Here is a 24274-nt window from a genome sequence, read left to right on the forward strand (position 1 = left end):
CTGAGCAAGCGAGTAGTTGTAACGGCGCTTGGCGCGGGTTGGATCATCTGTGACGACGTGCGAGGTGGATGACGCGCCATCCATCCACCAATCGCGGTGGCGGATGAAAAAGGCGTCACCTACCCCGATGCCGCAGACCTTGCGTATGAACATAGGATCTACGGACTGCGTCATCGCGCTGTAGCGCAAAAATTATGTAGGAAATCTCCATCGTCCAGCGCGCCGCGCTGTCCGCAGCAAACTGGATGCGCGCGAGGCCTGCTGCTTTATGAGCGGCTGGGCGGCGTTACGCCGTTTGCTGTACCGCGAAGAATTCGCGGCCATGGGCCGCTGGAACGCGTTGTACCAGTCGCGGTTACTGGGGTGCGCGCCTGACTGGCGCAGAGCATTGGCCGTTCAGCGCGCCACGCTGACCCCTTCCAGGTTGGCAAAGGAGGTGTCTTTGGCGGTGAGCAAAAAATCACGCATAAACGGCGAGTCGAGCATGTCGGTGCGAATGCCCGCGTACAGGGTGGCGAACAGGCCCTTGTCGCCCAGGCGTTTGGCCGTGACGTAGCCGCGCGAGCTGTACTCGTGCAGCGCCCAGTTGGGGAGGCCGCAGACGCCGCGGCCGCTGGCGACCAGTTGCATCATCATTACCGTCAGCTCGGAGGTGCGTACCTGGGCGGGCTCGACATCCGCCGGTTCGAGGAAGCGGGTGAAGATGTCCAGCCGGTCGCGTTCTACCGGGTAGGTGATCAGGGTTTCCGTGGCCAGGTCTTCGGGCTGGATAAACGGTTTGCTGGCCAGCGGATGCTGGTTGGCCACCGCGAGCATGGCCTCGTAGGTGAACAGCGGTACATAGGTGATCCCGGCCAGCTCTAGCGGGTCGCTGGTCACCACCAGATCCAGATCGCCACGGGCCAGCGCCGGCAGCGGGGCGAAGGAGAAGCCTGAGGCCAGATCCAGCTCCACCTCCGGCCAGGCGTCGCGGAACTGGTCGATGGTCGGCATTAGCCACTGGAAGCAGCTGTGGCACTCGATCGCCATATGCAGGCGCCCGGCGGTGCCGCCGGCCAGCCGGGCCAGGTCGCGCTCGGCACTGCGCAGCAGCGGCAACACTGCATCGGTCAGTTGCAGCAAGCGCAGGCCGGCGCTGGTGAAGCGCACCGGCTTGGTCTTGCGCACGAACAGCTGCATGCCGAGACGTTCTTCCAGCTCCTTGAACTGGTGTGACAGCGCCGATTGGGTCAGGTGCAGGCGTTCGGCGGCGTCGACCAGGCTTTCGCTTTCGCGCAGTGCGTGGAGGGTTTTCAGGTGGCGCAATTCAAGCATGGGAGTTCCAGGGGGGTTCACAACGTTACTGTGTGGAGAAGCGAGCTCTTACCAAAAAAAGATAAATCGTTGATTTGTATAGGAACTTAATCAGAATAAATCCTTGTAGGAGCCAGCTTGCTGGCGATCCCGGCAGATCAAAGGCATCGCCAGCAAGCTGGCTCCTGCAAATATGTTGCTTAGCAGAACATGAGTAAAACTATAGATCAAGACGAATAGATTGAGTTTGTCTCACGATGGCCGTTTGCCGAGAATACGTTCCATCTTGTTTTTGTTTATTTATGGAGCGTTTTGACATGGCCCTGTCCCATTCCCTGGGTTTCCCGCGTATCGGCGCCGACCGCGAACTGAAGAAGGCCCTGGAGGCTCACTGGAAAGGTGAGCTGGATGAAGCTGGTTTGCAGGCGGTTGGCCGCCAGTTGCGCGCTGCCCATTGGCAGTTGCAGAAAGACGCCGGTATTGACCTGCTGCCGGTCGGCGATTTCGCCTGGTACGACCAGGTACTCACCCACTCATTGACCTTCGGCGTGATCCCCGAACGTTTCCGTCGGCACAACGACAAGCCGAGCCTGGAAACCCTGTTCGGCATGGCGCGGGGTGCCGTTGCAAGCAAGAGCGGCGACGGTTGCTGTGGCGGGGCCCATGCCCAAGAGCTAACCAAGTGGTTCGACACCAACTACCACTACCTGGTCCCCGAGTTCAGTGCCGATCAGCAGTTCCAGCTCAGCTGGGAACAGCTGTTCGAGGAAGTCGACGAAGCCCATGCGTTGGGGCACACCGTCAAGCCGGTGCTGATCGGCCCGCTGAGCTATCTATGGCTGGGCAAGGCCAAGGGCGCTGCCACTGGGACAGCAGGCTTTGACAAGCTCGACCTGCTCGAACGGCTGCTGCCGGTCTACGGTGAGATTCTCCAGCGTCTGGCTGCCCAAGGCGTGGAGTGGGTGCAGATTGATGAGCCGATCCTCGCGCTCGACCTGCCGCAAGACTGGAAGAACGCCTTCGAGCGTGCGTACAACATTCTTCAGCGCGAGCCGGGTAAGAAGCTGATCGCCACCTATTTCGCTGGTCTGGAAGATAACCTCGGCCTGGCCGCTAGTCTGCCGGTGGATGGCCTGCATATTGATTTGGTGCGCGCCCCCGAACAATTCCCGAGCATTCTCGACCGCTTGCCGGCCTACAAGGTGCTGTCGCTGGGTGTGGTCAACGGCCGTAATGTCTGGCGCACCGATCTGCAGCAGGCTCTGAATATTTTGCAGCAGGCCCAGCAACGTTTGGGTGAGCGCCTGTGGGTGGCGCCGAGCTGCTCGCTGCTGCACAGCCCGGTCGACCTGAACCGTGAGGACAAGCTGGATGGCGAGCTGAAAAGCTGGTTGGCTTTTGCCGTGCAGAAGTGCGAGGAAGTCGCACTGCTGACCACCGCCCTGAATGACCCGCAGAACGCCAAGGTACAAGCCGCGTTGGCGCAGAGCCAGGCGGTGCAGGTCCGCCGTGCGCAGTCGCCACGTATCCACAAACCGGCGGTGCAGGCCCGTCTGGCCGCCATTAGCGCCGCCGACAGCCAGCGTCAGTCGCCGTTTGTGCAGCGCATCGAGCAGCAGCGCGCACGTCTGCAGCTACCGGCATTGCCGACCACCACCATCGGCTCGTTCCCGCAGACTGCGGCCATCCGCTTGGCACGCCAGGCGTTCAAGGCCGGCAAGCTGTCGCCTGGCGACTACACCGAGGCCATGTACAGTGAGATTCGCCATGCTGTCGAGGTGCAGGAAAACCTTGGTCTGGATGTGTTGGTGCATGGCGAGGCCGAGCGTAACGACATGGTCGAGTATTTCGCTGAACAGCTCGATGGTTATGCCTTTACCCGTTTCGGCTGGGTGCAGAGCTACGGCTCGCGCTGCGTCAAACCGGCGGTGATCTTTGGTGATCTGAGCCGGCCCAAGGCCATGACCGTGGAGTGGATCAGCTACGCCCAGACCCTGACCCAGAAGGTCATGAAGGGCATGCTGACCGGCCCGGTGACCATGCTGATGTGGTCCTTCCCGCGTGACGATATTTCTCGCGAGCAGCAGGCGCGGCAACTGGCCCTGGCGATTCGTGATGAGGTGGTGGACCTGGAGGCGGCCGGAATCAAGATCATCCAGATCGACGAAGCCGCCTTCCGTGAAGGCTTGCCGTTGCGTCAGGCACACTGGCAGGGTTACCTGAACTGGGCTACTGAATCGTTCCGCCTGTGTGCCTCGGGCGTGCGTGACGAAACGCAGATCCACACTCACATGTGCTACAGCGAGTTCAACGATGTGATCGAGTCGATCGCCGCCATGGATGCCGACGTGATCACCATCGAAACCTCGCGTTCGGATATGCAGTTACTGGAGGCCTTTGAGCGCTTCGACTACCCCAACGATATCGGCCCAGGGGTCTACGACATCCACTCGCCGCGGGTGCCGGACACCAGTGAGATGGTCAAGCTGCTGCGCAAGGCGGCGCAGCGCATTCCCGCCGAACGCTTGTGGGTCAACCCGGACTGCGGCCTGAAAACCCGCGCCTGGCCGGAAACCGAAGCGGCGTTGGTCAACATGGTGGCGGCGGCGCGGCAGTTGCGCAGCGAGTTGGCCTGACAGCCGCACCGTTGGGCTGGCAGCAGGTTTCTCAAGCTGCCCTCTAGATTTGCGTGGGCGCGCCGGTTCGGCCGCTCCGCGTCCTTGTCGCCGCACCCGACGTCCGGTCATTCGGCAATATTCATCAAATTGTCATGGTTGTGTGGCGGCGCGCTCGCCTGAATGTCAGCAAACTCGCTTCTCAATGAGGTTGTGCATTTTGGTGTTTCTATGCGGGTGTTAATTCTTCTTGCCGCGCTCCTTTGCGGCGGGCCTGTTTTGGCCAGCGAGCGCTGCGATGTGCAGGCACCGACCTTCAAGGTCGAGTTGGGCGATGTACAACTGGCTTACCAAAGCATCGGCCGCGCCAGTGATCCGGTGTTGCTGATGATCATGGGCCTCGGTGGCCAACTGATTCACTGGCCGGATGAGGTGCTCGCGCGCCTGTGCGAGCAGGGCTTCCGGGTGATCCGTTTCGACAACCGCGATACGGGTCTGAGCAGTTGGGTCGGCGTGGCGCCGCCAGCCAATCTTGTCTACGAGGCGCTGCGTTACCGAATCGGCTTATCGGTATCCGCGCCTTACCGGCTGCGCGACATGGCCGGCGATGCCCTGAACCTGATGGATGCCCTCGGCGTGCGCCAGTTTCATGTGCTCGGCGCGAGCATGGGCGGGATGATTGCCCAGCATATGGCCGACCTGGTGCCGACCCGGGTGCAGAGCCTGACCCTGGTCATGACCAGCTCCAGCGCTCAAGGGTTGCCGGCGCCCAGTCCGGCATTGTTGACCCTGTTGGCCGAGCGCGCGGCACCCAGTCGCGAAGTGGCGCTCGAACAGCAGGCCAATCTGCTCGCTGCATTGGGCAGCCCGTTGGTCAGTGATGATCGCCAATTGCTGCTGCAACTGGCCGAGACAGCCTACGACCGCGCGTTCAATCCTGAGGGCGTGCAGCGCCAGTTGCTGGCGATTCTCGCCGAACCGAGCCGGGTCGAACTGCTCAACCGTCTGCGGGTGCCAACGCTGGTGGTGCACGGCACCGCCGATCCGCTGCTGCCAGCCATGCACGGCGTGCATGTTGCTGCGCACATCCAAGGCAGCGCGTTGAAGCTGATTCCCGGCCTGGCGCATCGTTTCCAAGAGGCATTCAAGGAGCCGCTGCTGGCGGCGGTGCTGCCGCATCTCAAGGCGCATCGTCAGGACGGGCACTGGGCTAGGCTTTAGCACTCTGCGGGAAACAAGTTCCACGTCTTGGGTGATCGGGATCGAGGCTCTCAGGTTGCGTGAGCGAGCGACGGCAGGCTCAGGTAGCGGGTCAGCCGCGCCTGCTGTGACGGGGTCATGAACAAGCCCAACTTAGTGCGCCGCCAGAGAATATCAGCGGCGTCCATGGCCCATTCCTGCTGGCACAGGTAATCCACTTCCCGCGTATATAAACCGCCGCCCAGGTGTTCGCCGAGGTCGCTCAGTTCCTTCACTCCATCCAGCAGAACCCAGCTGCGGCTGCCGTAGCAGCTGGCCCAGCGCCGGGCGAGGGCGCTTGGCAGCCAGCCGAACCGTGCGCTCAGGGCTTCGACCATGGCGCTTTGGCTTTGCAGGTTTTCCGCGCCAGGGAGCAGGGCGCTGGCGGTCCAGCTTGGCTTCATCTGCGGGAAGTGCGGCGCCAAGTGTGCCAGTGCCGACTCCGCCAATTTGCGGTAGGTGGTCAGCTTGCCGCCGAACACCGAGAGCAAGGGCGCCTCCCCCGGTTGTCCCGATAGCGCCAGGGTGTAGTCACGGGTGATCGCAGAAGGCTCGTCGGATTCGTCGTCGCACAGCGGCCGCACCCCGGCGAAGCTGTGCAGGATGTCGCCACGTTCGAGCTGTTTCTTGAAGTGGGCGTTGACCACCTGCAACAGGTAAGCAGTTTCCTCATCGCTGATTGCCACCTTGGCCGGGTCGCCGGTGTATTCGCGGTCGGTGGTGCCGATCATGGTGAAGCGGTCGAGGTAGGGGATGGCGAAGACGATGCGGCGGTCTTCGTTTTGCAGGATGTAGGCCTGCTCACCGTCGAACAGCTTCGGCACGATGATATGGCTGCCCTGAATCAGGCGGATGCCGTAGGGCGAGTCCTGTTTCAGGTCCTCGCGGATAAAGCGCGCCACCCAGGGGCCGGCGGCATTGACCAGGGCACGGGCGCGGATCGACAGCAGGCTGCCATCGGCGCGTTCCAGATGCAGGTGCCACAAGCCCTTGGCACGCCGTGCGCTGACGCAGCGGGTGCGGGTGTGTACATGAGCGCCTTGTTCGCGGGCGGCCATGGCATTCAGCACTACCAGGCGGGCATCGTCGACCCAGCAATCGGAATACTCGAAGCCACGACTGATCTCCGCTTTCAATGGGCTGCCAGCGCCGAAACGCAGGCTGCGCGAACCAGGGAGTTTCTCACGCTTGCCCAAGTGATCATAAAGAAACAGGCCGGCACGAATCATCCAGGCCGGGCGTAGGTGCGGCCGGTGCGGCAGGATGAAACGCATGGGCTTGACGATATGTGGCGCCTTGGCCAGCAGCACTTCGCGCTCTGCCAGGGCTTCGTGCACCAGGCGAAATTCATAGTGCTCCAGGTAGCGCAGGCCGCCGTGGATCAGCTTGCTGCTGGCCGATGAGGTGTGTTCGGCCAGGTCATCCTTTTCACAAAGGAATACCGACAGGCCGCGACCGGCCGCATCGGCGGCGATGCCGACGCCATTGATGCCACCGCCGACGACCGCCAGGTCATAGACTTCGGCAAGAGGGGTCGTGTGATTGGGACGAATAAGCATGGCAGCACCGGAAAGTCGAAAGTGAACTTTGTGATGTTCGGTTTCGAAAATATCCTAGTCGAATATGCACGGCTACGCCAGTGCGGATATTCGGGTTCGCGCCGAGCGGTCATGGTGGAGGCAGCAGGCGTCAGACCACGTCCAGCTGGACCTTGTTCTCGGCCAGCAGGCGCTTAATTGTGGGTGACGGTGCGGCGTCGGTGAATACTCGGTCGACCAGGGTGATTGAGCCCAGGCGCACGACTGCATTGCGCCCGAACTTGCTCGAATCGACGGCGAGAAAGACTTGCCGGGCATTGTCGATAATGGCCTGGGAAACCCGTACTTCCTGGTAATCAAAGTCGAGCAGGCTGCCGTCCTCATCGATGCCGCTGATACCTACCAGGGCAAAGTCGACCTTGAACTGCTGGATGAAATCTACCGTCGACTGGCCGACTATTCCGCCGTCGCTGCGCACGGTGCCGCCGGTCACCAATACCTCGAAATCTGCCTTGGCACTGAGCTGGGCGGCGACCTGCAAGTTATTGGTGATGACCTTCAAACCCTTGCGTTTAAGCAGTTCACGGGCAATTGCCTCGGTGGTGGTGCCGATGTTGATGAACAGTGAAGCGTGATCGGGGATGTGTGCTGCGATGGCCGCAGCGATGCGTTGTTTCTCCTCGCGCATCTGTCCGGCTCGCATGGTGTAGGCGGTGTTCTGGGTGCTCGACGCTTCGCTCGCCGCGCCGCCATGGGTGCGCCTTAGCAGGCCTTGCTCGGCCAACTGGTTGATGTCGCGACGGATAGTTTGCGGGGTGACGGCAAATGCTTGGGCCAGCTCGTCAATACTGACGTAGCCACGTTCGCGAGCGAGGGCGAGGATGTCATGTTGGCGGGGCGCCAGGGTCATGGTCGGGATCCTTGTTTTGTTCAGCATTATAGGCTGTCGTTGAAGAAATTTTATGGTCTGCCATCCATGGCGGCCACCCTGCGGGCCGTCGCTGCGCGACGTTAAAAACTGCTCCTGGCAGTTTTTTCGGCTAAGGTACGCGGACTTAGCCAGATAATCTTCACAAACGAACATGACGCCAGCCATCGATCTGCTGAAGAAACACAAAGTTGCACATCAGGTGCACAGCTACAGCCACGATCCCAAGGCTGCCTCCTATGGTCTGGAGGCCGCGGAGAAACTCAATCTGCAACCGGCGCGGGTGTTCAAGACGTTGCTGGTCGCCAGTGAGAAAGCCGAGTTGCTGGTCGCCGTGGTGCCGGTTGCCGGTAGCCTCGATCTGAAGGCCCTGGCCCACGCCGCCGGGGTGAAGAAGGTCGACATGGCCGACCCCGCTGCGGCGCAACGCGCCACCGGCTATCTACTCGGTGGCATCAGCCCGCTGGGGCAGAAGAAGCGCTTGCGCACCTTTATTGATGAGTCGGCGCAGCACTATCCGAGTATCTTCGTCAGCGCCGGGCGGCGCGGGCTGGAGGTGGAGTTGGCGGCTGAGGTGCTGGCGCAACTGACCCAGGCCGGTTTCGCTGCCATCGGCCGGTAATGAGTTGCGCCGGTGCTTTAACCGCTGGCACCGTAGGTTGGCGCTGAGCGCAGCGCACACACTGTTGCAAACGCCATAACAACAAGGAAATCTGCATGTCCGACTACCTGCTTGCGATCGACCAAGGCACTACCAGCAGCCGCGCCATTATCTTCAATGCCCAGGGCTTGCCGGTGGCACGTGCGCAGCAGGAGTTCAAGCAGTACTTCCCGCAGGATGGCTGGGTCGAGCACGACGGTGAAGAGCTCTGGCAGAGCACTCTTGCGGTCTGCCGTGAAGCGCTCATCCAGGGCAATCTGGACGCCAGCCAGATCGCGGCCATCGGCATCACCAACCAGCGCGAGACTACTCTGGTGTGGGACGCGGCGACCGGCACCCCGATTCACCCGGCTATTGTCTGGCAGGATCGGCGCACCGCCGATTACTGCGCCGAGCTCAAGGCCGCTGGCCACGAGGCGGCAGTGGCGGCCAAGACCGGGCTGTTGATCGATCCTTATTTCTCCGGCACCAAGTTGCGCTGGGTTCTCGATAACGTCGCCGGTGCCCGCGAGCGTGCCGAGCGTGGCGAACTGCGCTTCGGTACGGTGGACAGCTTTTTGCTGTGGCGCCTGACCGGCGGCAAGTCGCACAAAACCGACGCGACCAATGCCTCGCGCACTCTACTGTTCAATATCCACACTCAGCAGTGGGATGCGCACATGCTGGCGTTGCTGGAGATTCCGCCCAGCCTGCTGCCCGAGGTGCTGGATTGCGCCGCCGACTTCGGTGTCATCGACGCCGAACTGCTCGGCGCAGCGATCCCGGTGCTGGGCATGGCTGGCGATCAACAGGCGGCGCTGATCGGCCAGGCCTGCTTCCAGCCGGGCATGGTCAAGAGTACCTATGGCACTGGCTGCTTCATGATCCAGAACACCGGCGATACGCCGGTGGCCTCGAAAAATCGCTTGCTCACCACCGTCGGTTACCGCCTGGATGGCAAGGTCACGTATGCGGTGGAGGGCAGCATCTTCGTCGCTGGCGCCGCGGTGCAGTGGCTGCGCGACGGCATCAAGCTGATCAGCCATGCGCGCGAAAGCGAGGCTCTGGCTGAGGCGACTGGCGATGCGTGCGGGGTCTACCTGGTACCGGCGTTTACCGGCCTCGGCGCGCCCTACTGGGACCCGAAGGCGCGCGGCGCGATTTTCGGTTTGACCCGTGACACCGGGATCAAAGAGATCGTTACCGCCGGTTTGCAATCAGTCTGCTACCAGACCCGGGACCTGCTTGAAGCCATGCGCCAGGACGGCGCCGCCGAACCCAGCGCGCTAAGGGTGGATGGCGGCATGGTGGAGAATAACTGGGTCATGCAGTTTCTTGCCGACATCCTCGGCGTGCCGGTCGAGCGCCCCGAGATCACCGAAACCACCGCCCTCGGCGTGGCCTATCTGGCGGGGCTGAAGGCGGGCATCTACCGCGACCTCGACGAGATTGCCGGGCATTGGCAGCGCCAACAGCGCTTTGACCCGCGCATGGGCGCAGAGCACCGCAGCACGCTTTACCACGGCTGGCTGGATGCCGTGCAGCGGGTGCGCAGCGAGGGTTGAGCGATGCACCGGCCAGCGATAAACATTGGTCAGTGTAGGGTGCGTCTCGCCCACCAATGGGTCGGCGCGGCGAAGCTGGTGCGCACGGCGCACCCTACGGGATTGAGCGGGTGCATCGCAGTGCTCGGCCAGCGATAAACATTGGTCAGTGGAGGGTGCGTCTCGCCCACCAATGGGTAGGCGCGGCGAAGCTTGTGCGCACGGCGCACCCTACGGGATTGAGCGGGTGCACCGCAGTGCAGCGCCGGCCAGCGATAAATATTGGCCAGCGTAGGGTGCGTCTCGCCCACTAATGGGTAGGCGCTGCGAAGCTGGTGCGCACGGCGCACCCTTCAGGTTGCGCGGGTGCACCGCAGTGCTGCGCCGGCCAGCGATAAACATTGGCCAGCGTAGGGTGCGCCGCGCGCACCAACTGTGTTGGGCGGGTCGAGCTGGTGCGCACGGCGCACCCTACGGGATTGAGCGGGTGCACCGCAGTGCTGCGCTGGCCGGGATAAACATTGGCCAGCGTAGGGTGCGCTGCGCGCACCAATTGTGTTGGGCGGGTCGAGGTGGTGCGCATGGCACGCCCTGCCGGCCGCCTCAGGAACCCGCCAGCATCACCCCTTCATACTGGCTGGTCAGCTCATTCATCTGCCACAGCAGGGTCTCGCTGGTGGTGGCGATCACTGTCGGTACAAAGCGCGAGTCGGCCGATAGGTTGAAGCCGGCGCGGGTGAAGCGCCATTGCGCTTCGGCCTGCTGCAGGCCCTTGGCGATGGCCGGGGTGTTCTGCCGGGCCTGCTGCAGTTCCTGCAGGGCCTGGTCGAATTCCTCCACAGCTTGATCGAAGGCCTGCTCCAGGCCGGCGACCGGCAGGCGCCAACTCATGGCTAGGTAGAGTTTGGCGATGCGCTGGCTGAGCATGCGCTGGCGGCCGCTGCGGTTGACCAGGCGTGCGCTTTGCCCGCCGCTGTGGCGTTCGAGCAGTTGCACCACCTGCTCGCTCTGCGCCAGCAGTTGATCGCTGAGTTCCAGCATGGTCAGCGCCTGCTGTTTGTCCGGGCGCGACAGTGCCAGTTCGCGGTAGCGTTGCCAGGTTTGCCCCACGTCGGTCAGAGCGGTGCGAATCTGTGCGGTGGGTGCATAGTCACCGAGGGCCAGGTAGTTACTCTCGAACTTGGCGATACTCTGGTCGAGTTGTTGTTCGGCCAGGTCCGGACGAACCTCGGCGCCGATCATCAGGTAACTCTTGGCGATACGCTGACTGAGCATGCGCTGCATGCCGGACAGGTTCATCGCTTCGGCGGCGTTGATGGTTGCCCAGCTCGGTGGGCTGAGCAGGGCTAGGCCGAACAGCAGGCTGGCAATAATGGGTTTGAGCATAGGGGGTGTCTCCTTGAGGTCCGCGACGACCGGACTGCGGCGTAAGCGCAAGGCCGTGGTCTGCATACGGTGTGGTGCTTTTGCCGGTGCGCTGTGGACGCCTGGTCTTTATCCGCGAATTTCGCGGCTGAAGCCGCTCATACGGGACGATACAGTCATCCAGGCTGCACTCGTGGCAACGCATAACCGCAGCAGATCCACGGGAAAGGCCCCGCACAGCAGGGCCTGGCCGTCAGTAGCTGTATTGCAGTTGCACCCAGAGCTTGTCGGTGTCGACGGAGACGTCGTCGGCATTGTAGCCGGCGTACTTGACCAGGCCGACCAGGCCCTTCACGCCGGGAATCGCATGGGCGTAGGAGACATCGATCTCCGAGCCGTAGTGACTGCTGCCACGCTCGGCGCGGTAGTCGTGATACCAGGCCGCCAGGGTGCCGCCCAGTAGCGGTGCGCTGCCGCCGAGGTAGGCGTCCTTGATCCCATTGGCCGGGGTCAGCAGGAAGATGTCGGCCCAGCCCTGGAAAGCATGCTTGGTCGCCAGCGGGGTCTGGAAGGCGCGGTTACCCGGCCCCGAAGCACCACCCAGTACCTCATAACCAGCCTTCAGCGCGACGCCCTGGATCGTGTAGCCCAGTTCGGCCAGGTAGTAGTCGCTATCCAGCTTCAATGGATTATCGGCGTAATCCTTTTGCTTGGCGTACTCCAGGGCATAGCTGATCCCCGAGATGACGCCATTCAGGCGTACGCCGGTGGTCTGGCTCGACTGGCCGCCAGCGGCCAGGTTATCCAGGCCCAGGCGGTACTGGTAGGCGCTGGCAATCAGCTCGGGCATCAGCACGTACTGGGCATTCAGCAGGTGGCTGTGGCCGTCGATATTGGCCGGGTTGGCGGCGGTATCGAAGCGGCCGTTGCCGGGGCCGAAGATGGTATTGATAGTGTCGATATAGGCGTAGCTCAGGGTCAGCCCGGTGAGGGGCTTGAGCTGCAGGAGGGCGCCGTCATAGGTCTGCTCGTTCTGCCGCCAGGCGACGCCGCCGATGAAGCGCTGGTTGTCCAGGTTGATGCGCTGGCGACCAAGCACGGCGCTGCCGTATGTATGGTCATAGCGCAACAGGGCCTGGTTGACCTCGCTGCCGTCCGGGTCGGCGACCACTGAGTAGTCGCCCTGGCCGTTGCGTGTGCTGTTGTAGCTGGCGTCACCAATGCGGCTGACGTTGTCGGCCTCGACCAGCGCCGAGAGGCCGTACCACTTGCCGCTCTGGAAGCCGACGCGGGTGCGCAGGGTCTGGGCGTTGGCGTTGTTCAGCGTATTGTCCTGATCGACGTGTTCGTAGCGGTAGCGCAGGTCGAGGATTGGCTTGCCTTCGGTGATCAGTGTGCTCAGTGGCTGGGTAGCGAAAGCGGCGTGGCTGAAGGTGCTGCTGGCGATGGCCAGGGACAAGAGGGAGAGTGTTATCGGGCGCATGGCATGCTTCCTATATGGGCCAAAATCGCAAAAAAAAACGTCACAGTGCCCGCGGCTCGAAGATGAGCGGGGTACGGTGACGTTGTTGTCGGATGTGTGGCAGACACGCCGTTGTGCTGACCGAGGCTAGACATAGCAGGTGGCGTGCCAGGATTTTCAAGTGTCTGATTTATTTAGGATTAGTGGTTTTTTTAGAACCTTTCGCGATTGATCCGTGCACCGCGCTCGCTCGCTGCGCCTTGGGACAGTGCAGCTGTAATGCCTTTATCGCGGGCGACTGTAGCGGGCGCACGGGCGCGGATTTCGGCATGCTCGATTTCTTGCAGATCAGGAGTACCCCCTATGCAACTCGAGTTCCATCAGGTCGACGCCTTCAGCAATCGCCCTTTCGCCGGCAACCCGGCCATTGTCTATCGCCTGGACCGCTGGCTCAGCGATGCACTGATGCAGCAAATCGCCGCCGAACACAACTTGGCAGAAACCGCCTTTCTGGTGAAGGAGGGCAGTGCCTGGCATATCCGCTGGTTTACCCCGCTCGCCGAGGTGCCGCTGTGCGGGCATGCCACCCTGGCCAGTGCCTATGTGCTGTTTGAGTTGTATGCCGAGGCGGGCGAGACCATCGATTTTATCTGTCTGTCCGGTGCGCTGCGGGTGAGTCGCGAGGCGGGCCTGCTGGTGCTGGATTTCCCGCTGCGCAGGGCCGAACCCTGTGGGTTGAACGCGCAGGTCGAGCAGGCCATGGGCATGCCGGTGCAGGCGTTATTGGCCCTGCAAGGCCCGCAGGGGATTCAGGAACTTTTGGTGATTCTGCCGTCGGAAGCCGCCGTGCGCGCGTTTCGGCCGAATCTGCCAGCCCTGGCCGAGTTGCCGGGTCTGGGGGTGCTGATCACCGCGCCAGGCGAGCAGCATGATTTCGTCTCGCGCTACTTCGCCCCTGCTATCGGCATCAACGAAGACCCGGTCACCGGCTCGACCCATTGCATGCTCACGCCCTATTGGGCCGAGCGTTTGGGCAAGACGCAACTGAGTGCCTATCAGTGTTCGGCGCGCGGTGGCGAGTTGCACTGTAGGCTGGAGGGTGAGCGCGTCAAGATCGCCGGTCAGGCGGTATTAGTGGCCAGCGGGCGGCTGTGTTTGAGCGAGGATGGTGGACCGGGTTAACCGTGGAGTTGGTGCGCATGGCCTGGGCGGCCCTGCGCACCCTGCGAGCGGCGCTAGTTAGCTGGCGCTGCTGCAGCGCCTGACCCCTGATTCACCAAGGCTGACTTGGGTGGCGACGCTGCCGGGGGTAGGGAACACCACCAGGTGGTCCGCCGCCACACGAATGCCGACATGTTCGCCAAGGTGGTGGTCGGCATGGCTGGGGAACAGCGACTCCAGCAGGCTGCCGGTGGCCAGTTGCAGGCGGTAGAGGGTGGCTGCGCCAAGGAAGGTCTTACCGACGATCAGCGCTTTCAGCGCGCTGTCCGGGGCGTAAATGATGTCGTCCGGACGCAGCAGCACATCCACGGTACTGCCGCTTGCCAAGGTGTAGGCGCGATTGCCGCGAATCAGGCCCAGCTCGGTCTGCACGGTGTCCGGGCTAAGCAACTGGCCGCGAATAAAGTAGCCTTGGCCGATAAAACTGGCGACGAAGGGTGTCAGCGGTTCGTGATAGAGGTTGTAGGGGGTGTCCCACTGCTGCAGCCGACCCTCATTAAAGACGCCGACATGATCGCTGACGGCGAAGGCTTCTTCCTGGTCATGGGTCACCAGAATCGCACTGGTACCACGGGCTTTGAGGATGTCACGCACCTCATGGCTCAAGCGTCGACGCAATTCGCCATCGAGGTTGGAAAAGGGTTCGTCGAGCAGCAGCAGGCGTGGCTCGGGAGCCAGTGCGCGGGCCAAGGCCACACGCTGTTGCTGGCCACCCGACAGCTCATGTGGGTAGCGCTTGGCCAGGTGGCTGAGCTTGACCAGCTCCAGCAGCTCCTGGGTGATGCGCTCGCAGTTGGCCTGCTTGCGGACACCGAACCCGACATTTTCCGCCACGCTCAGGTGCGGGAACAGCGCATAGTCCTGGAACACCATGCCAATGCGGCGCTTCTCAGGCGCCAGGGTATAGCCTGCGCGCGAGATGACTTCACCTGCCAGCTGGATCTCGCCTGTGACCACTGGCTCGAAGCCTGCGATGGCCCTCAGGGTGGTGGTCTTGCCACAACCTGAAGGTCCGAGCAGGCAACCGATGTCCCCAGCATTGAGGTGTAGATTGAGGTCCTGCACCACCTTGTGTTCGTTGTAACCACAGCTCAGGTCGCGCAGGTTCAGCAGTAGGGGTTGGCTCATGCGTGGTGGTACGCCGGCTCGACCAGAAACTCGAGCAGGGCCTTTTGCACATGCAGACGGTTTTCCGCTTGATCCCAGGCTGCCGAGCGCGGGTCGTCGAGCAGGTCTTCGCTGATTTCCTCTCCGCGGTGGGCTGGCAGGCAATGCAGGAACAGCACGTCTACGGCGGCGGCATCAAGCAGGGCTCGGTTGACCTGATAGGGCGCGAACAACTTGTGACGTTCGGCGGCTTCCTCTTCCTGGCCCATTGAGGCCCAGACGTCGGTGCTTACCAGGTGTGCGCCGGCGACTGCTTCACGTGGGTCGCGCAGGATCTGTACCCGCTCGCCGGCGGAGGCCAGGAATTCGGCGTGTGGCTCGTAACCCTCAGGGCAGGCGATGCGCAGTTGGAAGTCGAATTGCTCAGCGGCTTCTATATAAGAGTTGCACATGTTGTTGCCATCGCCGATCCAGGCCACGGTCTTGCCTTTGATACTGCCGCGCTGCTCGTGAAAGGTTTGCATGTCGGCCAGCAGCTGGCAGGGGTGCAGGTCATCGGACAAACCATTGATTACCGGTACTCGCGAATTTGCCGCGAAGTCGGTCAGGGTGCTGTGGGCAAAGGTGCGGATCATCACCGCATCGAGCATGCGCGACATGACGATGGCGGCATCGCCGATCGGCTCGCCGCGGCCGAGCTGGGTGTCGCGTGGCGAAAGGAAGATCGCCTGGCCACCCAGTTGGATCATGCCCGCCTCGAACGACAAGCGCGTGCGGGTCGAGGCTTTCTCGAAAATCATCCCCAGCACACGGTTCTTCAGCGGCTCGAACAGCACCCCACGGTTGCGCAAGTCCTTCAGCTCAATGCCGCGGCGGATCAGGCTCACCAGTTCTTGCGGTGTGCAGTCCTTCAGCGAGAGAAAGTGTCTTGCGCTCATGGTTAACTACCTTTTGACAGCAGGGCGCAGGTTCAAGGGCCGGGTTTAACAGGGAAAACGGCAGAACCTACGGCTGGGAGCCGCACAGTGCGACGAAACGGGAAAGGCGCGATCTTATAAGGAACCTCGGGCAGGCGCAAATCGTCCGGTTGTTCAGGTATGGCATGACAGTGCCGCCGTTATGCGCAATTGGCTGGCCTGATGCTCGTCGATTCATGAAACTAACGCTGCTGGTGCGGGGTGCTCCCAGCCTCCATAGTCTGGTTTATCGACCTTCGGCGGTCGTTTCTAACAAGAATATGAGGCCAGGCCATGACCAAGACCCTCCATCACCGTGCATGCCATCTCTGTGAAGCCATCTGTGGCCTGACCATCGAAACCGAGCTTCAGGCCAACGGCAGTCAGCAGATTCGCTCGATCAAGGGCGACGCTCAGGACAGTTTCAGTCGCGGCCATATTTGCCCCAAGGCGGTGGCCTTGCAGGATATTCAGAACGACCCCGACCGCTTGCGCCAACCCATGCGCCGGGTTGGCAGCGAGTGGCTGGCGATCGAGTGGGACGAGGCGTTCGCCCTGGTCGCCGAACGCCTCGGTGCTATTCAGGCGCGCCACGGACAGAACGCCGTGGCCGTCTATCAGGGCAATCCCAGCGTGCATAACTATGGGCTTTTGACCCACAGCAATTACTTTCTCGGCTTGCTGAAGACCCGCAGCCGCTTCTCGGCCACCTCGGTGGATCAACTGCCGCACCACCTGGTCAGCCTGCAGATGTACGGTCACGGCATGCTGCTGCCGATTCCGGATATCGATCACACAGACTTCATGCTGATTCTTGGCGGCAATCCCCTGGCCTCCAACGGCAGCATCATGACGGTGCCCGATGTGGAGAAACGCCTGAAGGCGATCAAGGCGCGCGACGGCAAAGTAGTGGTGGTCGACCCGCGCCGCAGCGAAACCGCAGCGATTGCCGATCAGCACGTGTTCGTGCGGCCTGGCGAGGATGCCGCGCTGCTGTTCGGCCTGCTTAATACCCTGTTCGAAGAAGGCCTGACCCGTAGCAGTCACCTGCCGATTGCCGGCCTGGACGAAACGCGCCACGCCATCGCCGGCTTCACCGCCGAGGCCATGAGTGCGCGCTGCGGTGTGCCGGCCGAAACTATTCGCCAACTGGCCCGCGACTTCGCCGCAGCCGACAAGGCGGTGTGCTATGGCCGCATGGGCGTTTCCACCCAAGCCTTCGGCACGCTCTGTCATTGGCTGATCCAGCTGATCAACCTGGTCACCGCTAACCTCGACCGCGAAGGTGGGGCGCTGTGCACCGAGGCGGCGATTGATTTGACCACCGGCAGTTCCGGCACCCACTTCGACCGCTGGCGCAGCCGCGTTTCCAACCTGCCGGAATACGGCGGCGAACTGCCAGTCGCGGCCTTGGCCGAAGAGATGCTGACGCCGGGCGAGGGGCAGATTCGCGCACTGGTTACGGTCGCTGGCAACCCGGTACTGTCGACCCCCAATGGCCGCCAGCTGGAGCAGGCGCTGGAAGGCCTGGAGTTCATGCTCTGCATCGACCCCTATATCAACGAAACCACCCGCTACGCCGATCTGATCCTGCCGCCCACCGGCCCGCTGGAGCATGATCATTACGACATGACCTTCAACAGTTTTGCCGTGCGTAATGTCGCCCGCTTCAACCTGCCAGTGCTGGAAAAACCGGCTGGCGCGCTACATGACTGGGAGATTTTCGTCGGCTTGGCCAAGGCCTTCGCCGGCACGCTCGGCGTGGCGCTGAAGCCGACCATGGCGCCGGCCGAGATAGTCGACATGGGCCTGCGTATGGGGCGTTATGGCGACAAGTCCGAGCACAAACTGTCCCTGGCAACGTTGCTGGAACATCCGCATGGCATCGACCTGGGGGCGCTGACGCCCAATCTGGCCGCGCGTTTGCGCTCCCCGGGCCAGCAGGTTCAAGCCGCACCTGCCTTGCTCTTGAGCGACTTGCCGCGTTTCGCCATGCAACCGCAGCCCAAGGCCGACGAGTTGCTGCTGATCGGTCGTCGCCATGTGCGCAGTAACAACTCCTGGATGCACAACTACCATCGCCTGGTGAAAGGTAAGCCGCGCCATCAGTTACTCATGAGCCCGGTTGATCTGGATCAGCGCGGTCTCAGCGATGGCCAATTGGTACGGGTACGCTCGCGGGTTGGGGCTGTCGACGTGCACGTCGTCGCCAGCGACGAGATGATGCCCGGTGTGGTCAGCCTGCCCCACGGCTGGGGGCACGCACGCCCAGGCGTACAATTGGCCATTGCCAGCGCGCAACCTGGTGCCAGCGCCAACGACTTGACCGACGAGCGCCAGCTGGATGCCTTATCCGGCAATGCCGTGCTCAATGGTGTGCCGGTCGTGGTGAGCGCTGCCTGACTGCTCGCGGATGACGCGCCGCTCTGCGCGGCGGCGCATGGGTAAATGGCCTTTTATCAGGCCGATAAAGCTCGTCGGGCTAATGCCGAGCATTGCGCTCGGCTTTTAGCTACAATGCCGTCATCGTGCCGACCCGAGAGTCGGGAAGTTAAGACCTGAGGTGCCCCATGGATATCATCGAAACCATCAAAGAACAGATCGCCAACAACACCGTTCTGTTGTACATGAAAGGCTCGCCGAACGCCCCGCAGTGCGGTTTTTCCTCGAAAGCTTCACAATCTGTGATGGCCTGTGGCGAGAAATTCGCCTATGTCGACATCCTGCAGAATCCGGAAATCCGCGCCAACCTGCCCAAGTACGCCAACTGGCCGACCTTTCCGCAGCTTTGGGTTGGCGGTGAACTGGTTGGCGGCAGCGACATTGTGGCCGAGATGTTCGAGAAGGGTGAGCTGCAGACCCTGATCAAGAACGCCATGCAAAAAACCGACGCCTGAGTCGGCTTTGCCTTGAAGAACCCCGCCGCGGCGGGGTTTTTTGTGCATGCGCTTTTTAGCTCATCGAAAGGTCGAATGCAGCGCACGGGTCTGTCAGTAGCCCGAGCCGGGCAGGCATGCAGTCCTGACTGCTCAGGTGCAGGTGCCTGTGCCGAAACGCTGCAACTGCATTTCCTGCAGACGGCTCAAGGTGCGGCGAAAGGCAAAACTCAGGTAACCCTCGGTATAGAGATCGGCCAGGGGCACCTGGGCTTCGATATACAGCGGCACCTTGCGGTCGTAGCACTCATCGACCAAGGCAATAAAGCGCCGCACGCTGTCGTCCTTGATCGACAGCGCGGGCAACTGTCGATCACCGGCCTGCACCCGCTCGACGCCATCTTCGGTGCCGCGGGCGATCTTCGCGGCGCGCTGCGGACTGCTCAGGTTAGGTACTTGATCCAGCAGAATGGCGCTGAAGCGGTTGCACAGAACGATAAAGTCCTGCGCCGCAAAGGGCTGTTCGCAGAGGTCGGCAAAGCGGCACCATAGCGCCGTTTCACAGTGGCGGATGACCTGCAGCGTCCGCGAACCCAAACTCACGGGCTGGTCGCAGCTCTGCCTGCCAGCGGCTAACTGGCTGAAACTGCGATTGAGCACGCCGGGCATGCCGGGCGCGGTGACCCAGTAGCGGCGATGGCCGGTGCCGGGATGCAGGCGATGATCCTGGTTACCGTCGATAGCCACTACGTGCATATGTCGCTGCAGCGCAACGATGGCTGGCAGGAAGCGTTCGCGGTTGAAGCCATCGGCATACAGCTGCTCGGGCGCCTGGTTAGAGGTGGCGACCAGCACCACGCCCTGCTCGAACATGGCCTGGAACAAGCGGCCGAGAATGATCGCGTCGCCGATATCGCCAACAAACAACTCGTCAAAGCACAGTACCCGAACCTCTTCGCTCAGCTCCACGGCCAGTGCCTGCAGGGGATCGGCGGTGCCGGTCAGCTGGAACAGGCGGATGTGCACCCAGCGCATGAAGTGGTGAAAGTGCTGGCGCCGTGCCGGTACCTTCAGGCCCTTGTAGAAACTGTCCATCAGCCAGGTCTTGCCGCGGCCAACCGGTCCCCACAGGTAAACCCCTCTCACAGGCTGCATCGGTGCATCTTGCTGCAAGGCCTGATGGCAGTCGTGCAAGGCCTGGGCCGCCTGCCATTGCGCGGGGTCGGGCTTGAAGCCGTCGTGGTCGATGGCGTACTGGTAGGCGGTCAGGGGAGAGTTATTGGGCATAAAATAGGACTGCGCTGCAGGGAAACGAGGCGCTTTATAGCCTGTGCGGGTACACGCGCGCCACTTTCTGCGGTGAATCAGCGCCAGCCAAGAATCGGCCAGCCGGCCTGCTGGGCGTGTTGCAGCAAGGTCGGATCGGGATTGACCACATGGGGCTTGTCGACCACCTGCAGCAGTGGCAAGTCGTTGCGTGAGTCGGAGTAGAAATAGGCACCGTCGAGGGTTTCGTCGTGTGCCTGCAGCCAATCGCGCAGACGGCTTACTTTGCCGTCGCGATAGGTCAGCACGCCTTGGGTGCGGCCGCTGTAGTGACCGTGTTGTTGTTCCAGGTCGATGGCCAGGACTTCTTCGATCTTTAGGCGGTTGGCGATGGCGCTGACCAGAAAATGCGCAGAGGCGGAGATCACCAGAATGCGGTCACCAGCGGCGCGATGGGTAGCCAGGCAGCGAGTGGCGTCACTGTAGAAGATCGGTTCGATTACGTCCTCGACGAAGGGTTCGACCACATGAGCGACTTCTTCGGCCGTGCGGCCCACCAACGGCGAGAGGGTGAAGGCCATATAGTCTTCCATGGCCAGCTCGCCAGCGCTGTACTGGTGCATCAGTTCCTGCTCGCGGGCAATAAAGCTGTCGCCGTCGGCCCAGCCGAGCGTGACCATTTCGCGGGCCCATAGACTGGCGCAATCGCCGCCGATCAGGGTTTCGTCCAAGTCGAAAATTGCCAGGGCCATCAGGCCACCTCACAGATTGCGTTGTCTTCGATGTTCAGGTTGATGTGCTGGCCATTGACGTGCATGTCGCTGGCCGAACGGTTCAGTACGTCGACCAGCAGTTCGACCCCACGGGCCTCGATGCGGTAGCGGATGACGTTACCGAGCAGGCTGTGGCTGCGGATTTGCGCCTGGATGTTGCCTTGCGCACCTATTTGGATGGCTTCCGGGCGGATCGCGACACGGCTGTCGATCGGCCGGCCGAGCAAGCGGCTGGCAGTTTCGGCGTCGAGCAGGTTGTAGTTGCCGATAAAGCCGGCGGCGAACGCATCGGCCGGTGCGGTATAGAGCGTCTCGGCGTCGCCACTCTGGACGATCTGCCCAGCGTTCATCAGGAAAATGCGGTCGCTCAAGACCAGGGCTTCTTCCTGGTCATGGGTGACGAAAATAGTGGTCAAGCCCAGTTCCTGTTGAATGCTGCGGATCTGCTCGCGCAGGTGCTTGCGGATCCGTGCATCGAGCGCCGAGAGCGGTTCGTCGAGCAGCAGCAGGCGTGGGCGAGTAACCAGCGAGCGGGCCAGGGCCACACGTTGGCACTGGCCGCCGGACAGTTGCTGTGGGTAGCGGCCGGCAAAGTCATTCAGCTCGACCATTTCCAGGGCCTGCTTGACCCGTTGTTCGGCTTCGCTGCCCTTGACCTTGAGCATGCGCAGGCCGAAGGCGACGTTCTGCTGCACAGTCATGTTGGGGAACAGTGCGTAGCTCTGGAAGACCATGCCGATGCCGCGTTTTTGCGGGGCAACCGGCACCAGGTCTTGGCCGTCGAGGACTATTTGCCCACCGTTGACCCCGGTCAGGCCGGCGATGCAGCGCAGCAATGTGGACTTGCCGCAGCCGGAGGGGCCGAGCAGGGTGATGAATTCGCCTTTGCCGATCTCGCAGTTGATGTCACTGAAGATCGAGGTAGTGCCGTAGCTTTTGTGCAGGCCTTGGATACTCAGATAACTCATGACTTGTCCTTATTCAGGCGGTTGGCCGCCCAGGTCATCAGCAGCACGAACATAAAGTAGGAAATCACCAGGGCGCTGGTGAAGTGACCGCTGTCGTTGCGCATGTTGTAGAGGTATACCTGCAGGGTCTCGTAGCGGCTGCCCACCAGCAGGTTGGCAAATACGAACTCACCGAACAGGAAGCTGAACGAGAGGAACACCGAGACCATCAGGCCCTTGCGCAGATTCGGCAGCACCACCATAAAGGCCGCGCGCCAGGTGCTGGCGCCGAGCAGGTGGGCGGCGTCCATCAGGTCACGCAGGTTGATCGCCTGCAGGTTGTTGCTGATCGCCCGGTACATAAACGGCAGGGCGATGGTGAAGTAGGTACCGATAAGGATCCACGGAGTGCCGAGAATCGGCAGCGGACCGCCAGCGAACAGTTGCATCAGGCCGACCGAGGACACCACTGGGGGAATGGCGAACGGCAGCAGGATCAGCACGTTCATCAGCCCGTCGAGCCTGGGGAAGTGGTAATTGACCACGAACAGGAGCGGTAAAATCAAGATCAGCGCCAGCGCCATGGCGGCAAAGCAGATCAGCAACGACCGGCCAAAGGCGGCAAGAAAGCGCGCATCGCTCCACAGCGCCAGGTACCACTTGAAGGTCAGGCCACTGGGCAGGATGCTCGCCGACCAACTGGTCGACAGTGAATAGAGCAGGGTGCCGAGCAGTGGCAGCAGCAGGATGATGAACAGCGCATAGACGATCAATTGGTGCAGCAACGGTGAGCGTTTTTCAGCGTGTGGCATGGTAGCTCCGGCGCAGCAGCCATTGGTGAACGATGGTGATCAGGGTCATCAGGCCGACCAGAATCATCGCCAGGGCGCTGGCCATGTTCGGGTCGAGGAAGATGTCGCCGGAAACCATGGCCGCGATGCGAATGGGCAGAATGTTGAAGTTGCCGGTGGTCAGGGCGTAGACCGTGGCGTAAGCGCCCAGGGCATTGGCCAGCAGGATGACGAATGTGCCGAGCAAGGCTGGCGCCATCACTGGCAGGCCGATATGCCGCCAGAACTGCCAGTTGCTGGCGCCGAGCAGCTCGGCGGACTCGCGCCAGTCCTCGCGCAACGCGTCGAAGGCCGGGTACAGCAGCAGCACGCCGAGGGGGATCTGGAAGTAGCTGTAGAGCACGATCAGGCCGGTCTTGGAGTAGAGGTTGAAGTCCTCGATGATCCCCGCCTGCTTGAGCAGGATGGTCAGCGCGCCGTTGAAACCGAGCAGGATGATGAAGGCAAAGGCCAGTGGCACCCCGGAAAAGTTACTGGTCATGTTGGAAAAGGCCATGACAAAGTCGCGCAGCTTGCTGTCGACCTGGCGCAGCGAATAACTGCCGATAATGGCGATGCTGATGCCGATCAGGCTCGACCAGAAGCTGACTTCCAGGCTGTGACGGATCGCCTGGCGGTAGAAGGGTGAGGCAAAGGCTTCTCTGAAGTTGCCCAGGCCCCAGCCATCGGCGGTGTTCAGGCTATTACTGGCGACCCAGAGTAGTGGCGCGACCTGAAAAGCGATGAAAAACAGGGTAAAAGGCAGCAGGCACAAGAGTGCCAGCCACTTGCCGCGAAGGGCTTTGATCACTGCAGAAGCTCCCGGCAGACAGGTTTGTCGTGGGCCACGCCGAGCAATTGGCAGACCGTGCCGCAGATTTCGAGCTGGCTAGGCTGAGCCTGGGGATTCAGGCTGAAGGCGCTGCCGAGCACGAACAGCGGCACTTCACGCTCTTCTGCGAGCAGGCCGTTGTGCGAGCGGTCGTTATTCATGCCGTGGTCGGCAGTGACCAGAATCTGGTAGCCAGCCTCCAGCCAGGTCTGCAGGTATTCGGCCAGCAAAATATCGGCTCGGCGTGCGCTGTTGCGGTACTGCGAGCTATCGAGGCCGTGTTTGTGGCCGGCGTCGTCAATATTCATCGGGTGCACCAGCAGCAGGTTGGGCTGGTAGCGCTGGCGCAGGCTGTCGGCATCGGCCAGCAGGTGTGAGTCCGGGTAGTGGTCGGCGTAATAGAAGTGGCCATGCTGAATAGGCAGTGCCGCATCGCAGGTGTGGCGGTCGCGAGCAGCCTGGAAGGGCGCGCGGTTGTACAGTTCGCTGACCCAGTGATAGGCCGCAGCTGCGGTGGTCAGCCCCGCATCGCGGGCATAGTGGAACATGCTGCGCTGATTGCTCAGGCGCACGACATCGTTGTGCACGATGCCGCTGTCGATTGGCGCGACACCAGTGAGAATTGCCTCGTACAGCGGACGTGAGAGCGCCGGTAACTCGCACTCGAGTTTGTACAGCGCGGCCCGTCCTGCCTGGCAGTAAGCCTGCAAATGACCCAGCGCATGCTGGGCCACCTGGTAATTCAGACCGTCGAGAATGACGAGAATGACCTTGGACACCATGGATTATCCTGTGATCGTTAAGTGAGTCGTCGCCTGGGTTGAGCACAGCGATAGCCAGGT

General features: G+C 62.0%; 20 protein-coding genes. 7 read left to right on the forward strand and 13 right to left on the reverse strand.

What is annotated here, in order from left to right:
* Nucleotides 1-396 precede the first annotated feature (396 nt).
* Nucleotides 397-1314, reverse strand: coding sequence for a transcriptional regulator MetR (gene metR, locus Q8K09_RS13725; RefSeq protein ID WP_305255531.1), 918 nt, complete (start codon nt 1312-1314; stop codon nt 397-399).
* Nucleotides 1315-1610: 296 nt separating this feature from the next.
* Between metR and metE the strand changes: the two genes are divergently transcribed.
* Together metE and Q8K09_RS13735 are read left to right on the forward strand one after the other, a co-directional pair.
* Nucleotides 1611-3929 (forward strand): 5-methyltetrahydropteroyltriglutamate--homocysteine S-methyltransferase, encoded by a 2319-nt coding sequence (gene metE / locus Q8K09_RS13730; protein ID WP_305255532.1) that lies wholly within the window; start codon nt 1611-1613, stop codon nt 3927-3929.
* Nucleotides 3930-4139: 210 nt separating this feature from the next.
* Entirely contained in the window at nt 4140-5129 is a 990-nt protein-coding gene (locus tag Q8K09_RS13735; protein ID WP_305255533.1) for an alpha/beta fold hydrolase, read from the forward strand.
* 50 nt (nt 5130-5179) lie between these two features.
* On the opposite strand, the gene glpD is transcribed toward Q8K09_RS13735, so the two are convergent.
* Entirely contained in the window at nt 5180-6706 is a 1527-nt protein-coding gene (glpD, locus tag Q8K09_RS13740; RefSeq protein ID WP_305255534.1) for a glycerol-3-phosphate dehydrogenase, read from the reverse strand.
* Between the two features lie 130 nt (nt 6707-6836).
* On the reverse strand, nt 6837-7595 hold the full coding sequence (locus Q8K09_RS13745; protein WP_305255535.1) for a DeoR/GlpR family DNA-binding transcription regulator: 759 nt from the start codon (nt 7593-7595) through the stop codon (nt 6837-6839).
* A gap of 172 nt (nt 7596-7767) precedes the next feature.
* On the opposite strand from Q8K09_RS13745, the gene ybaK reads away from it, so the two are divergent.
* Nucleotides 7768-8235, forward strand: coding sequence for a Cys-tRNA(Pro) deacylase (ybaK, locus tag Q8K09_RS13750; protein ID WP_305255536.1), 468 nt, complete (start codon nt 7768-7770; stop codon nt 8233-8235).
* Between the two features lie 95 nt (nt 8236-8330).
* Entirely contained in the window at nt 8331-9818 is a 1488-nt protein-coding gene (gene glpK, locus Q8K09_RS13755) for a glycerol kinase GlpK (protein WP_305255538.1), read from the forward strand.
* 582 nt (nt 9819-10400) lie between these two features.
* Here glpK and Q8K09_RS13760 read toward each other — a convergent pair.
* Together Q8K09_RS13760 and Q8K09_RS13765 are read right to left on the reverse strand one after the other, a co-directional pair.
* On the reverse strand, nt 10401-11183 hold the full coding sequence (locus Q8K09_RS13760) for a type IV pili methyl-accepting chemotaxis transducer N-terminal domain-containing protein (protein WP_305255539.1): 783 nt from the start codon (nt 11181-11183) through the stop codon (nt 10401-10403).
* 232 nt (nt 11184-11415) lie between these two features.
* A complete protein-coding gene (locus Q8K09_RS13765) occupies nt 11416-12645 on the reverse strand; it encodes an alginate export family protein (RefSeq protein WP_305255540.1) in 1230 nt (409 codons plus the stop codon).
* A 342-nt stretch (nt 12646-12987) separates the two neighbouring features.
* On the opposite strand from Q8K09_RS13765, the gene Q8K09_RS13770 reads away from it, so the two are divergent.
* Nucleotides 12988-13806, forward strand: coding sequence for a PhzF family phenazine biosynthesis protein (locus Q8K09_RS13770; protein WP_305255541.1), 819 nt, complete (start codon nt 12988-12990; stop codon nt 13804-13806).
* A 57-nt stretch (nt 13807-13863) separates the two neighbouring features.
* Here the strand turns inward: Q8K09_RS13770 and Q8K09_RS13775 are convergent, their stop codons facing one another.
* Complete coding sequence (locus Q8K09_RS13775) at nt 13864-14973, reverse strand: ABC transporter ATP-binding protein (protein WP_305255542.1); 1110 nt, start codon at nt 14971-14973, stop codon at nt 13864-13866.
* Nucleotides 14970-15890 carry an ornithine carbamoyltransferase gene (argF, locus tag Q8K09_RS13780; RefSeq protein WP_305255543.1) on the reverse strand — a complete coding sequence of 307 codons (921 nt, stop codon included), beginning with the start codon at nt 15888-15890 and terminating at the stop codon, nt 14970-14972. Before argF ends, Q8K09_RS13775 begins: the two co-directional genes overlap by 4 nt.
* Before the next feature lie 312 nt (nt 15891-16202).
* On the opposite strand from argF, the gene Q8K09_RS13785 reads away from it, so the two are divergent.
* Together Q8K09_RS13785 and grxD are read left to right on the forward strand one after the other, a co-directional pair.
* Nucleotides 16203-18311 carry a molybdopterin oxidoreductase family protein gene (locus tag Q8K09_RS13785; protein WP_305255544.1) on the forward strand — a complete coding sequence of 703 codons (2109 nt, stop codon included), beginning with the start codon at nt 16203-16205 and terminating at the stop codon, nt 18309-18311.
* A gap of 167 nt (nt 18312-18478) precedes the next feature.
* Nucleotides 18479-18805, forward strand: a complete 327-nt coding sequence (gene grxD / locus Q8K09_RS13790; protein ID WP_305255546.1) for a Grx4 family monothiol glutaredoxin — start codon at nt 18479-18481, stop codon at nt 18803-18805.
* A 132-nt stretch (nt 18806-18937) separates the two neighbouring features.
* Here grxD and zapE read toward each other — a convergent pair whose 3' ends face one another.
* The 6 genes from zapE to Q8K09_RS13820 form a co-directional block, all read right to left on the reverse strand.
* Complete coding sequence (gene zapE / locus Q8K09_RS13795) at nt 18938-20071, reverse strand: cell division protein ZapE (RefSeq protein WP_305255547.1); 1134 nt, start codon at nt 20069-20071, stop codon at nt 18938-18940.
* 77 nt (nt 20072-20148) lie between these two features.
* Nucleotides 20149-20802: an HAD family phosphatase gene (locus Q8K09_RS13800; protein ID WP_305255548.1), complete on the reverse strand. Its 654-nt coding sequence runs from the start codon at nt 20800-20802 to the stop codon at nt 20149-20151.
* Nucleotides 20802-21791, reverse strand: coding sequence for an ABC transporter ATP-binding protein (locus Q8K09_RS13805; RefSeq protein WP_305255549.1), 990 nt, complete (start codon nt 21789-21791; stop codon nt 20802-20804). Before Q8K09_RS13805 ends, Q8K09_RS13800 begins: the two co-directional genes overlap by 1 nt.
* A complete protein-coding gene (locus Q8K09_RS13810) occupies nt 21788-22582 on the reverse strand; it encodes an ABC transporter permease (protein ID WP_305255550.1) in 795 nt (264 codons plus the stop codon). Before Q8K09_RS13810 ends, Q8K09_RS13805 begins: the two co-directional genes overlap by 4 nt.
* Complete coding sequence (locus tag Q8K09_RS13815) at nt 22569-23408, reverse strand: ABC transporter permease subunit (protein WP_305255576.1); 840 nt, start codon at nt 23406-23408, stop codon at nt 22569-22571. The genes Q8K09_RS13810 and Q8K09_RS13815 overlap by 14 nt, the downstream gene beginning before the upstream one ends.
* Nucleotides 23408-24214, reverse strand: coding sequence for an alkaline phosphatase family protein (locus Q8K09_RS13820; protein ID WP_305255551.1), 807 nt, complete (start codon nt 24212-24214; stop codon nt 23408-23410). Before Q8K09_RS13820 ends, Q8K09_RS13815 begins: the two co-directional genes overlap by 1 nt.
* Nucleotides 24215-24274: the final 60 nt, after the last annotated feature.

It is taken from the genome of Pseudomonas sp., from assembly GCF_030683065.1.
Taxonomy (GTDB): domain Bacteria; phylum Pseudomonadota; class Gammaproteobacteria; order Pseudomonadales; family Pseudomonadaceae; genus Aquipseudomonas.